Annotated in this window: 7 protein-coding genes and 4 pseudogenes; 4 read left to right on the forward strand and 7 right to left on the reverse strand. The window is 66.5% G+C overall.

All coding sequences use genetic code 11. The features are described 5' to 3' along the window. Nucleotides 1–49 precede the first annotated feature (49 nt). Nucleotides 50–388: pseudogene (locus OG462_RS02990) on the reverse strand (transposase); the annotation flags it as partial. A gap of 384 nt (nucleotides 389–772) precedes the next feature. On the opposite strand from OG462_RS02990, the gene OG462_RS02995 reads away from it, so the two are divergent. Continuing rightward, nucleotides 773–1,402, forward strand: a complete 630-nt coding sequence (locus OG462_RS02995) for a hypothetical protein (protein WP_406054156.1) — start codon at nucleotides 773–775, stop codon at nucleotides 1,400–1,402. Nucleotides 1,403–2,314: 912 nt separating this feature from the next. On the opposite strand, the gene istB is transcribed toward OG462_RS02995, so the two are convergent. The 4 genes from istB to OG462_RS03015 form a co-directional block, all read right to left on the reverse strand. Then, nucleotides 2,315–3,001 (reverse strand): IS21-like element helper ATPase IstB, encoded by a 687-nt coding sequence (istB, locus tag OG462_RS03000; protein WP_406054158.1) that lies wholly within the window; start codon nucleotides 2,999–3,001, stop codon nucleotides 2,315–2,317. Then, nucleotides 2,998–4,626 carry an IS21 family transposase gene (gene istA, locus OG462_RS03005; protein WP_406066333.1) on the reverse strand — a complete coding sequence of 543 codons (1,629 nt, stop codon included), beginning with the start codon at nucleotides 4,624–4,626 and terminating at the stop codon, nucleotides 2,998–3,000. Before istA ends, istB begins: the two co-directional genes overlap by 4 nt. 135 nt (nucleotides 4,627–4,761) lie before the next feature. Next, nucleotides 4,762–5,067 (reverse strand): DUF4157 domain-containing protein, encoded by a 306-nt coding sequence (locus OG462_RS03010; RefSeq protein WP_406054160.1) that lies wholly within the window; start codon nucleotides 5,065–5,067, stop codon nucleotides 4,762–4,764. Nucleotides 5,068–5,320: 253 nt separating this feature from the next. After that, nucleotides 5,321–5,830, reverse strand: a complete 510-nt coding sequence (locus OG462_RS03015) for a MarR family winged helix-turn-helix transcriptional regulator (RefSeq protein WP_406054162.1) — start codon at nucleotides 5,828–5,830, stop codon at nucleotides 5,321–5,323. Nucleotides 5,831–5,841: 11 nt separating this feature from the next. On the opposite strand from OG462_RS03015, the pseudogene OG462_RS03020 reads away from it, so the two are divergent. Both OG462_RS03020 and OG462_RS03025 read left to right on the forward strand, forming a co-directional pair. Further along, nucleotides 5,842–6,664: pseudogene (locus OG462_RS03020) on the forward strand (IS5 family transposase). Further along, nucleotides 6,631–7,271, forward strand: a pseudogene (locus tag OG462_RS03025) (transposase family protein); the annotation flags it as partial. The pseudogenes OG462_RS03020 and OG462_RS03025, both read left to right, overlap by 34 nt. Before the next feature lie 110 nt (nucleotides 7,272–7,381). Here OG462_RS03025 and OG462_RS03030 read toward each other — a convergent pair. Then, nucleotides 7,382–7,795 carry a peptidase inhibitor family I36 protein gene (locus OG462_RS03030; RefSeq protein WP_406066335.1) on the reverse strand — a complete coding sequence of 138 codons (414 nt, stop codon included), beginning with the start codon at nucleotides 7,793–7,795 and terminating at the stop codon, nucleotides 7,382–7,384. Nucleotides 7,796–8,981: 1,186 nt separating this feature from the next. Then, on the reverse strand, nucleotides 8,982–9,488 hold the full coding sequence (locus tag OG462_RS03035; RefSeq protein ID WP_406054164.1) for a hypothetical protein: 507 nt from the start codon (nucleotides 9,486–9,488) through the stop codon (nucleotides 8,982–8,984). A 1,308-nt stretch (nucleotides 9,489–10,796) separates the two neighbouring features. Between OG462_RS03035 and OG462_RS03040 the strand changes: the two are divergent. Further along, nucleotides 10,797–12,325: pseudogene (locus OG462_RS03040) on the forward strand (ISL3 family transposase). Nucleotides 12,326–12,339: the final 14 nt, after the last annotated feature.

Genomic DNA, 12,339 nt, shown 5'->3' on the forward strand with positions numbered 1-12,339 from the left:
GTCATGGCGAGTGCCGCCGGGGGCTGAGCCGAGCCGACAGCTGCCGGCTCGCGGCGTCCGGCCGCAGCCACGGACTGGCGTCGACGGCCAGCACCACACGGCCGTCCGCGGCCTTCGGCAACGGCAGCCCGGCGAGAGACCGTCGCAGCCGCGACGCATCAAGACGGCCCCGGTTGAGAGCGCCGTAGAGGGCCCCGTGCCCACGACGGTGCTCGGGAGCGAGCGCGAGATCAACCAAAGTCCGGACCGGGCCGTCACTGCACAGCAGCGCGTCCGTCAGCTCGAACAAGGTGTCCGCCCGCCCGGTCATCGACGCGTACAGCTCCGCCCGGAAGCGTGACAGCAACGCGAACGCCTCACACTCCGGCTCCCCACCCGGCACACTCATCCGTACGGCCTCCGGCTGCTTCACGTGCGCTCCTTGGTCGGATGCACAGAATCAGGCGGATGCCGCCCTCACGGCCGGCGAATCCCCAGGTGAACGCCCAAGTACGATCCGCCGTTCGAGGCCGCGAGTTAAACGACAAGTTTCAGATCTTGTTCGGATTCCGCGCCCGCGATCAGCAACCCAAGGGTGGGCTCGAGCGAGTTGCAGGCGGTGCATGTTGCTTCCGCGTCGTCCCGGTACCGTTACTTAAATGCCGGGAGGGCTTTTGCCTGGCGTGCAGCGGTTCGGCGCATCAGCCTCTGTATGCCGCCGAGGAGACGTACGCTGCACAGCGGGCGATCTGTTGCCCTTTCCACCCGCCCCCTCATCACGTAGGAGCCTTTCGTGACCTCCTTGAGCGCCGCCGTTCACGGCATCGATGCGACAACTTCCGCACTGCAGAAAGAACTTCCCCTGCTGGAGCAGCTTCAGCAGGACCTCGAAAAGGAACTGGCCGCAGTCTCCGAGCGCGTGCTCTCGGTCCGTACAGCGCTGACGGCCTTGCTGGCCCTGGCCGAGACGCCCGCACCACGCGCCGTGCAGGAGGCGGAGCCGGCTCCAGCGGAGAGCGAAGCCGCAGTCGAGACTTCCGAGGTGGTGGCAGCGACGCAGGATTCTGGTGCGGTCCCCGCGCCGCGAAAGGCCGCCAAGTCGCGCTCCGCCGGTGGGCGGAAGACCGCGTCCAGCACGAGCGGGGATGAGGGGCGTCCCTCGACGAAGGAGCATCGCGCCACGGCTGCGGCGCAGGAGGCAGTATCTGCGGCTCAAGAATCCGGCGGCCTCACCGAGCAGGTGGCAGCCGTCCTCTCGCAGTCGCCGAGCAGCCCGATGCGTGCGCGTGACGTCGCGCAGGCGCTCGGCCGCGATTCCTCTACGAGTGCCGTCAACACCGTCCGCAGCACACTCGACCGGCTCGTCGCCACCTCGCGGGCTTCCCGCGCCGGCCGTGGCCTCTACCAGGCTCCCGCCAGCTGACTCCGGGACGGCTGGACGCGGGAAGCCCGCGGAGCGGCCATCCGAGCCGGCCGCCGGTCCGCCCTGCGGGCTCCCTTCGGCTGCCCCACAGCAGCCCACCACCACCCAGCACATACAGCGCCGGAACGACGGGGAGACGGACCAGAGAACCGGAACCACCAGGACACCGGCCCCGATTCGACAGCTCATTCGAGCCCGACTGAAACTCGTAACGCTGCCAGCACGAGGCGACCGGACTTCCCACCGTGTTCATGCTGGTCAGCCCTACTTCCATCGATACACCGCGCGATGCGCCGGCCCGGTCGTTTGGCCTGCTTCCGCATGTTCACCTCCCTCCGGAAAACTCCAATTGGCAGGCACGCCCCATCCTCAGACCGGGACGCCCCACGTTTACCTCACACCAGGGTGCGGGTTGCGGAACATGGAGCGCACGATGGCGATCCCTGGCGAATAGTCGCCAGCCGTACGACAGGGGGCTACTGTCAACTCAGCCGAGAACGTGGGGCGTAGATGTGACGAGACTCCCCGACATCCGACTTGCAGACCTGCTCGGCCTGGCCGGCGGTCGACGGGAGAGCTCGGGCGCTGGTAGCGCTGTTCGCTGAGCTCTTTCATTCTGGCCACTGATCGGGTGACGGCGGCTGGGCGCGCAACGCACGAGGCCCCCGCGCCGGTGAGGGAGGTTTTCGAAGTTTCAACCCATCGGCGCAGGAGCCTCGTTGGTTCCCTATCATGCCGAACTCGACCTCCCGCATGCTCTGGTCCCGCGGGCGCCGAGAGCAAGATTTCAGGGCGAGCATCTTCGGAACATCCCCACGCGGTCGGGGAGTATCAGCCGGGCTCGGCGAGGGGCGGGGTCGCGGGAACACCCCCGCGCGGGTGGAGAGCAGTCCCGGGATGGGATGGCTTTATTCACGGGTTGCGGGTCTGGCTCAAGGTCTTGGTCCAGCCGCCGAACGACTCGTTCGAGGCGATCGCGACGCTGTTCTTCTCCTCCCGCTCGGTCAAAACCTGGAACAGCAGTTCGGCGCCGTGGCGGTCCAGCTCCATATAGCCCAGCTCGTCGATGCAGAGAAGATCGACGCGGCCGTAGCGCGCGATGGTCTTGTTGAGCTGCTTCTCATCAGCGGCCTCGACCAGCTCGTTCACCAGCTTCGTGGCGAGGGTGTAGCGGACGCGGTAGCCCTTCATCGCGGCCTCGGTGCCCAGGGCAATGAGCATGTGGGACTTGCCGGTGCCGGAATCCCCGATCAGACAGAGCGGCTGACTCTTCTTGATCCACTCGCAGCTGGCAAGAGTGTGGATCGTGGCCGCGTCGATGTTCGGGTTGGCGTCGAAGTCGAAGGCCCGCAGGGACTTCTCCCGCGGGAAGCCGGCCGCCTTGATCCGCCGTTCCGAGCGGCGCCGTGCCCGGTCGTCGCATTCGGCCATCAGCAGCTCGGCGAGGAAGCCGCGGTAGGTCATCTGGTCCTTCATCGCCCGGTCGGCGATCTCGTTAAACTCATTTCTGATCGATGGCAGCCGCAGCATGCGACAGGCGGTGTCAATGGCGGCGTCGGCGGCCTGCTCGGTCAAGCCTCGCTGGCGGGGCAGGGTCACTGCGCTCCCTCTCGGTGGTCTGCGCCGCTGATGCGACGATGTCGGAGCAACTGGTCATAGGGGGTCACCGATGGCAGCGGCCGGGTGTCCGGAGGGAGATGAGACAGCTTCCACTCGTGCAGAGACGTCACGTTCGCCGACGAGTTGGCGGGCGATGGCCGGCTTGCCGGGTCGGTTTCGGTCTCGGCTTGGGCGGCCTTGCGGGCCTCCAGCGCGACGGCATCAGCGGTCATCGCCCCCGCCGGCAGGGCCGCAGCCAGTCCTGCGACGACGTACTCGTGCGGCAGGTGCCGACCAAGGAGCAGGACCTCGATCAACGCGCGGGTGCCGTCCCGCTCGCCGTGGATCTTCTGAGCCTGAGCCCACCAAGCGTCGTGGACCGGGGTGAATTTGCCTGCCGAGCGGGCCTGTTCGAGGGCGGTGGAACCGGGAAACGCGCCGGGCTTGCGGACCAGGACCTCCAGGTAGTGATCCAGCTCCAGGCGGACGGCGCCCTTGGCGATGAGTCTCTCGTGCCTGGCCACTTCCACGTTCTGGTCATAAACCACCAGGTGAGAAGCATGCAGGACGACGCGCACCCGCTTGCCGATCAGCCGGATCGGCACCGAGTAGCGGTTGGTGCGGACGGGAATCTGGCCATAGCGGTCCACCCTCGGCGTGAACAGCCGGCCCGTCTCGAATGGCTCCTCGGGCAGGGGCATCAACAGCGGCTGTTCGAGCGCGAAGCACTCGGCGACAGTCTTGGACCGGGCACCGATGCGGCGTGCGTCGTCCTGCCGGTCCCACTGCTCGACCATTTCGTTCAGCTCGGCGAGCGAGGACACTTCGGGGACGGGAACGAAGTGGTTGCGGCGGAAGTAGCCGATCTGGCCTTCGACACCGCCCTTCTCGTGGGCGCCGTCGATACCGGGCTGGCAGTAGAAGCTCTCGATACCGAAATGCGACCTGAACGCAATCCACCGGTCAGCCTCGACCCTTGCCCGGCTCAGCCCAAGCACCCTTGCGACGGCGGCCTTGAGGTTGTCGTAGCGCACCTTGCTCCGCGGGACGCCGCCCAGTGTCCGAAGCGCGTGGACGTGACCTTCGAAGAATGCTTCCTGACCGCAGGAGGCGAACACCCGGTGGACGGCCTTGCCCGAATACGACAGCCGGAAGGAGAACAAATAGCAGGTCACCAGCTCGCCTGCCAGCCGCACCGTCACGTCACCGAAGTCGACTTCCGCCTCGTGACCGGGCTGGTGGGTCTGCGGGACGAACGCCTCCAGCGGTGCCTTGCCGGACGCGACCAGAATCTCCGGCTTCCGGCCGGCGACGTAGTAGCGGACCATCCCGTAGGAGACGTCCGCCCCATGTTCCTCGACCAGCCGGTGGAAGATCCGCGTGACGGTATGACGCTGCTTGCGTGGCGCATCCAGGTCCGTCCGGAGGATCTCGTCGATCACCGGCTTGTACGGATCCAGCCCGCTCGCCCGGGGCGGCAGCTTCTTGCGCGGCTCCGGCCAGGCCGAGTCCAGTGCCTTCCGCACCGTCCGCCACGTCACGCCGTGCTTGCGCTCAAGCTCCCGCATCGACATGCCGCCGCGGTGGTCACGCCGGATCGCCGCGTACAGCTCGACCCTCGACATCCGCGGCATGACCAGCACCTTTCACCAGGAGCATCCCGATGCTGCCCTGGCAAGAACCCCGGCGCCTCCCAAACTCGTCAACACCACCCATCCGTGTATCGAGGCGCCTCCCGAACTCATCGACAAGCGACGTCGCTACTGCTCGACAAAGCCAGCGGCCGACGCCCGGGCCGCCGAGTTGTCGTGGATACGCACTCCGGAGAAATCCGCACCGAACTTCGCCTCCATATCGGTACGAGTCGAGTCGTCCAGGGGCCGGCCGGCGGTGGCCAGCACGTCATGGACTGCGGAGCGTTGCACCGGCTCGCCGTGGACAGCGGATCGCTGCACCGGCTCCGGTGCCTCGACCCCCGGCCCGGCTTGATGGCTGCAGCCGGGGCCGTGCTGCTGGTGGGCGGGCTGGGCCCAGGGGTGACCGATCTGGCTGAGCAGCTGGACCATGGCCGCGTTTCCAGCGGTGCGCTGGATGTTCAGAGCGTCGGACGGAGGCAGGGGTGCTCGGGCCGCCACCTGCCGTTCGGCACCGGAGGTTTTGGGGCTGTGTTCCTGAGACATACGAGGGAGCGCCTTTCATGGAAGTGGGCTGAAGCCATCCATGACAGAAGTCCCGGTACGCGCAGAAGGACAGAAAGGGCGGAGGGCAGGGCAGCCTTCGCTGCCCGGAGCACCTTGCCGGGCCGTCCCGACACGAGCGTCAGGAACTGCGGTCCAGCATCCGGGTCAGGACCTCGCGCTGTAGGGGCAGCACCTCGGCATGAGGCGCCAGCCCCTTCTCCGTGAGTTTCACCTGGACTCCGCGCCGGTCCTCGGCACACATCCCCCGCAGAACCAGGCCGTCCTTCTCCAGGCGCGCCACCGTCCGGGACAGCGCGCTCTTGCTGAGATGGACCCGCCCGGCGAGCTCCTGCACACGCCAGGAGGCCGGGCCGTCCTCGGCCGCGCCCTCGGCGAGGACGTCGAGGACCTCGAAGTCGCTGGCGCCGAACCCGTGCGGATGGAGGGCCCGGCGCAGAACGTCGAGTGGGATGTCGACCTCGACGCCAAGACCGGCGGAATCCTGAAGGACGCGCGGGACAACGAACCCGGCGGAGCTCCGGCTAGACGCCCACGCCCAGGGGCGGCCCCCGCGATGGGGCCGCCCTTTCCATCTCCGGAGCGGGCCTGGCCGACTGGTCGCGTTCGTGCAGAGAGGGTCGGGTTCCATCAGGGCCATGCATGGCCGGAGAGCTCGGTCGTGACGTTGCCATCCTGGTCAATGCGGGTGACGGAGCAGTGGTCGATGTAGCCACGCGGACCGGTGTCCCATGGCGGGATCTGCCGTGTGAGTACGGACCCTGGCAGACCGTTTACGGACTGTTCCGCAGGTGGCAGCGGCAGGGTGTGTGGTCCCGGCTGCTGACGTTGTTGCCGGGCCCACCAGCACGCGGCCGGTGCCCGCCGCAACGGCGCCGGGCAGAAGGAACCGCCCGGCGGGTTCAGCCAAGAGCCGGACGACCACGGGCTGGGCAGGTCCCGGGGCGGGTTCACCACGAAGATCCACCTGGCATGCGAACAGGGACAGAAGCCGTTGGCGCTGCTGGTCACGGCTGGCCAACGGGGCGACAGCCCGCAGTTCGAGCCGGTCCTCGAAGCCATCCGAGTGCCCAAGCCCGGCCGTGGGCGCCCCAGACGCAAACCCCTGCGAGTGCGGGGAGACAAGGCATACTCCTCGCGCGCCAACCGTGCCTACCTGCGCAGACGCGGGAGCCGGTGCACGATCCCCGAGCCGGCCGACCAGATCCGCAACCGCAAGCGCCGCGGCCGCGATGGTGGCCGCCCGCCGGCCTTCGACTGGCAGGATTACAAGGCGCGTCACGCGGTCGAGTGCGGAATTAGCCGGCTCAAGCAGCATCGGTCGGTGGCGACTCGTTTCGACAAGCTGGCCGTCCGCTTCGAGGCCACTGTCCAGATCGCCGCGATCCATCCCGCCGGGCCGTGCCATCCTGACCACCGGCATTCACACACCGCCGTCGTATCGGCGCCCGATGGCGGCGCCTGAGCGCGGGGCGGCAGGCCCTGCTCGCTCTCGCCCATCTCCGCAACGGTCATCCGTACGCCCAGATCGCGGCCGGGTTCGGGATCGGCACCACCACCGCCTACCGCTGCATCGCCGAGGCCGTCGATGTCCTGGCCGCCCTCGCCCCGGCCCTCGCCGAAGCGGTCCGGGCGGCGTCGCCGAAGCTGCACGATGCGGCCGGTCGGCAGCAGCGTCCCGTCCAGCAGGACGAACGCGGGTCGTCGCCGATCCTTTCGGCCGGCTGCTGTGGGCGTCTCCCGCTCTGCCCGGGGCTGTCCATGACGTCAGCGCGGCCCGCGAGCACGGTGTCATCGACGCTCTCGCAGGGGTCGGCATTGTCTGCCGGGCCGACAAGGGATACCGAGGAGCCGGGGGTACGGTCCGTGTTCCCTGCCGCGGCCGGCGGGAGACGCTGTCCGCAGGCCAGCAGGCCGTCAACCGGTCCCACGCGAAGATCCGGGCCCTGGCCGGGCAAGCCGTCGCCACCCTCAAGTCCTGGCGTCTCCTCCGCAAGCTCCGCTGCTCGACCACCCGCATCACGAACGTTGTCCAGGCTGTCCTCACCCTGCATCTGGCCAGCTCAGAGTGAAGATGGAAAAGGCTCAACGTGACAATGCCCCGTCACGCCTTCGGTGAGGAATCGAGGCCAAGCATTGGAAATTACCTCGTCGGGAAAACCTCACCATTCTGGAGGAAGCCCTACGCGTGGGAGCTGATCACGTTATCGGCCCATCCCAAAGAGTGGTAGGCGGGGCAAATTCCACTCACACACCCCGAACCTACAGCGCGGTGCTGAACCGAAGGGCCGCCGAGGCCGGTGTTAGCATACATTCGCACTTCGTAGACCGTATTGTTCGCACTACTGCTGGCGTTATTGTTGACCGAGGTGGCCGTATTGACGAAATAGTAATTATTGTAGTTATTGTAAGGGCCGGACCCCTCTAGGAAATCCATTACACCGCCAGAGTAGTAAGTGTTCCTGTATAGACAGAACTCGTCTGCAGTGCAATTTCCATTTTCCCATCCGTCCGACGAGATTGCACTACTGTTCGTCGCGGTTGCCCCAAGAATGGCAGACACTGCAAGAAGGGTGGCAGCGACTTGTTTAATCATGAACAGCACTTCCCTTGTATTTCGCGAAGATAATATTCTCTTGGTGTGCCCGGTCAACCTGTCGTGCGGATCTTCCGGATGCCCCACACTGAGCTTCTTCAGACTGCCCACCGATCCGGTGGCGAGCTGAGGGTCTTTGCGTAGGTCAGACCCCTGATCCAACTTGACTGAAGCCCAGACCGAGGAGACTCGCTGAACATATAGCTCGGAATTTCAGTGGTCAACGAGTACTCTCTACTCGATCAATCGCGAGTAGATACTGCAAGTAACTCTCTACGCCTACTCTGCTGTGTCTTGCTGCTCAGTTTCTCCGAGAATTGGCGAGAAGGGTACTAGCACGCTGTTTTGGGTGTGATACCTTGAGGACAGGAGGCCTATTCACGGGGCTTCACCAGCCTTTCCTGTAGAAGGCGAGGGCGGTGACGGCCTTGGCGAAGCGGGTGAGGGGGGCGCGTGGCGAAGATCGTTCGAGTCCTTCAGGTGAGCGATGACCCGTTCGACCGCGGCCCGGAGGCGTTGCCAGAGCGGTTGGCCACTTTGTCTCCTGTAGATCGTTCCTCACCCGGCGGCTTGCGCCGTGGGGTCAGCATTCCAGAGCCGACGTAGCCCAGATCGCCGATGCCCCCCGTTCGGCGAAGGCCTCGGGGAAAGAGGACCCGCGCCAGGCGTGCATGTCGCGGCGGAAGCCCGGGGCCTCCGAGGACGAGGGCCACGGAGAGGACCAAAAGGAACAGGCGCATGGGAGGTTCAACGACCAGAGCCGCTTGGAGTCCTTGAGGGCGTCCCACGATTTCTTGCCAGGTATCCCGTCGGCCGCGGTGTCGCTGTGGCCGAGCTTCTGCTGCCTGCAGCACCTGAAGCCCCCGCCTGTGCAGCTCGACTAAAGCCTGTCCCGTATAAGGGCGTGAGCTGGGAGTTTGCCTGACAGTACGGTCGTTTGGTGGAGTCGAACAGGATGAGCGAGTGCGTGTCACATGAAGGCGGGGTGCGCCCTGACTGCCCGGCCGGGCGCAGTCTTGAGCAAGTAGTCGCCTCGTGCCATCTGTACGGCTCAGAGGCTCCGTCCGGCCCGCTGGACGTGTGGCTGATCGACAGCGAAGCGGTCGCCACGCGCATCACGACCGGTTCGGACTGGTGCCTGGTCTTGGAGACGTCAGCCCCCTTCGCGGGGTACGACATGGCGGAGTCAGGTCGCGTCGAGGTGGCGCCGATCAGCGGCGAGGCCCCGTTCCCGGCTCACCTCGGCGAGACGGTACTGGGAGTCAGCGAGATAAGTGTCCCGGACAGTGGGCGCATCGCGTGGGGGATCACCTTTGACTCCGGTCGTGTCCGATGTGAGACCTGGTCCGGAGACCTCCGCCTGTCCAGCACGTGACGGGCAGGCTGGGAAAGTCCAGCCGTCGACGAGATCGAGAATGGTTCCCAGTGCGCGGATGTGGAAGTACTCGCGCCCCCGAAGGGGTTTCTCGCCGACGTCCCGCATGGCGGTGATGCAGGTATTTTCCAGCTTGCGTGCCTCGGGATAGCCCTCGATCAGGCGAACGATCTGGTCAAGCCCGTCCCGTTCGTGGTGTGACAGGCGTAGACGCGGGTTGCCGGAAGTGATGCCGAACTTCACGACCTCGTTGACGTCATCGGTGACGACGTAGAAGACGTCCCAGGTCTTGCCTGCACAGATGCGACAATGCCGCATCCCGCGCGCACGTTACTCGGGGTGGGCGTTCCAGCGTGCCCCTTGGCACACCGCACCTGATGCGGCGCATCCTTGCCGAGCCACTTGGGCTCAAGGACCGTTCCTCTCAGCTCGGCAACCCTTGCGCGGAAGGCAGCCTCGGCCGTCTTCGGGTCCCTCCCGGCGCAGACCCGGCAGATCCCCTGCCCCCGTTGGACGGCGGACGGCCATGGCGCACTGACGTGGCCCTGGGCGCATCGGACTCGATGCGGCGTGGTCGCTCCCAGCCAATGCGACTCGAGGACGACGCCTCCCAGCTCCGCGACCCGGGCCCTGAACTTCGCTTCGCCGATCTTTGGGTCCCTCCCGGTGCAGGTTTGGCAGATGGCTGCGCCGCGTCGCACCAGCGCGGGCCTGGGGTGGCATTCATGCCCGTCGGGGCAGCAAACCCGGTGCGGTTCGTTTGCGCCGAGGTACACCGGTTCCAGGAGTGTCGCGCCCATCATCGCGAGCGCGTCCCTGAAGGCGCCTTCTGCTACCTCCTTGTTTGTTTCTGGCGCACGTGGAGCAGATCCCTTCGCCCTGCTGTACGTGGGCCGGCTGCGGTGCGCATTCGTGCCCGTTGGCACAACGGGCACGGTGAGGCTCGTGGTTGCCAAGCCAGCTTTCCTCAAGCACGATCCCGCCCAGTTCCGCAACCCGAGCCCGGAATGCTGTCTCAGCTTCCAGGGAACGCGCCCGGTGGGCGCACGTGCGGCAGATGCCCTTTCCGGCAAGAACATTGGTCGGATAGGTCGAACTCTCGTGTCCCGCCCCGCACCTCACCCGGTGAGGCTTCCGTGTGCCGAGCCACTCGGTTTCGAGGACCTCGCCACCCAGACCGGCCACGCGCGCTCGGAACAGCGCGTCGGCTCGCATGGAGCTCGCCCTCGACGCGCTCACGATCCACTCACCCACACGAAGGCTGAAGGTGGCTCACGCTAGAGGGCGAGGTTGTCGCCCGCCTATCGGCACCGTAGTGCATGCCTGCCGAAGTGACTGCGAGCGTCACGCCGCTGGTCATGTCTCCCCACATACATCTCCCCATGACGGGCGATCATCGCAGGGGCCACTGACAACCGAGTTTCAGGCCACCGTCTTGGCCGCCCCGTTCACGAGCAGGCCGAGAAGCATGACGGCGGTGTCGTCTGTCGTGCGGATCACCGGGTAGACCACGTCGGGCTCGGCAATGGCCGTGCCGATGTGGATGCCGCAGGGTCTGTCCAGTTAACGGCTCTGTCTCACATCCGGTGGTAACGGAGAGTGGCCAAGGTCGTGGGTGTCTGTGTGATGGATGTCAACGAGCTTGTGCAGATGGTGTTTTCAGGCATATCTCCGCTGGTCATTGAAGACGTGGCCGCTGAGGGCGGGCGGGTTGTGGTGAGGGCGCGGACTCCGAAGGAGCCGGCGCCCTGCCCGGCGTGCGGGGCGTCATCGGGACAGGTGCACGGCTACCACTGGCGCAAGGTGGCCGATGTACCGCTCGACGGCCGGAGGGTGGCGCTCCGTGTAGGAGTGCGACGGCTGGTCTGTCCCACATACGGCTGCCGCCACACCTTCCGGGAGCAAGTCCCGGGAGTGCTGGAGCGATATCAGCGGCGCACTACCCGTCTGACCAGGCAGGTCAAGGCCGTGGTGAAGGAGTTAGCGGGCCGGGCGGGCGTGCGTCTGCTGGCAGCGCTTGCCATGGACCTCTCCCGTCACACAGCCCTCCGTGCCCTGCTGGGGATTCCTCTGCCGACCAGCCGGATTCCCCGAGCGGTCGGCGTCGATGATTTCGCTCTTCGCCGGCGGCACCGCTATGCCACCGTGGTGATCGACGCCGAGACCCATGACCGGATCGATGTCCTGCCCGACCGCACGGCCGGCACGCTGGAAGCATGGCTGCGTGCGCATCCGGGCGTCGAGGTCGTGTGCCGTGACGGATCGACGACCTACGCGGAAGCCATCCGCCGGGCCCTGCCCAACGCCGTGCAGGTCAGTGACCGCTGGCATGTCTGGCACAACCTGTGCGAAGCCGCCCTGAGCGAGGTGAAGGCACACAGCACCTGCTGGGCCACCGTGCTCGACGCACCTTGTATGACGGCCCCCGCGCGCAGACCACACTCGAGCGCTGGAACCAAGTCCACGACCTGCTCAACCAGGGTGTGGGCCTCCTTGAATGCGGCCGCCGCCTGCAACTGGCCCTGAACACCGTCAAACGCTATGCCCGGGCCGACCGACCCGAGCGGATGCTCCGAGTCCCGAAATACCGCTCCAGCCTCGTCGATCCATACCGCGAGCACTTACGCAGACGCCGGGCCGAAGACCCCGGCGTCCCCGTCCAGCACCTCTTCGAAGAGATCAAAGCCCTCGGCTTCACCGGCTGCCTCAACCTCCTGCACAAGTACATCAACCAAGGCCGCGCGGACGCCGACCGCAGCCACATCTCCCCGCGCAGGCTCTCCCGGATGCTCCTGACCAGGCCCGACAACCTCAAGACCGGACATCGGGATCTCCTGGACCAGCTGACCGCTGCGTGCTCTGAGATGACCCACCTGGCCACTGCCGTCCGGACCTTCACCCCATTGCTGAAGCCTCGGCCCGAGAACGCCGACGCGCTCGAACTCTGGATCGCCCAGGTCCGTTCTGCCGACCTGCCGCACATGCACGCTTTCACCCGCGGCCTGGAACGCGACCGCGAGGCCGTGATCGCCGCGGTCACACTTCCGTACAGCAACGGCCCCACCGAAGGCGTCAACACCAAGACCAAGCGGATGGCCCGCCAGATGCACGGACGGGCAGGCTTCACCCTACTCCGCCACCGAATCGGGCCTTGACCCCGAATACTGGA

Origin of the sequence: Streptomyces sp. NBC_01077, from assembly GCF_045162855.1 — a bacterium.
Classification (GTDB): Bacteria; Actinomycetota; Actinomycetes; order Streptomycetales; family Streptomycetaceae; genus Streptomyces.

Bases quoted from the DNA above. Each gene is read 5' to 3' on its own strand.
- OG462_RS03010 (WP_406054160.1), bottom strand. From the start codon at position 5,067: ATGGTCCAGCTGCTCAGCCAGATCGGTCACCCCTGGGCCCAGCCCGCC.
- OG462_RS03030 (WP_406066335.1), bottom strand. From the start codon at position 7,795: ATGATTAAACAAGTCGCTGCCACCCTTCTTGCAGTGTCTGCCATTCTT.
- OG462_RS03035 (WP_406054164.1), bottom strand. From the start codon at position 9,488: ATGCGGCATTGTCGCATCTGTGCAGGCAAGACCTGGGACGTCTTCTAC.
- istA (WP_406066333.1), bottom strand. From the start codon at position 4,626: ATGTCGAGGGTCGAGCTGTACGCGGCGATCCGGCGTGACCACCGCGGC.
- OG462_RS03015 (WP_406054162.1), bottom strand. From the start codon at position 5,830: ATGGAACCCGACCCTCTCTGCACGAACGCGACCAGTCGGCCAGGCCCG.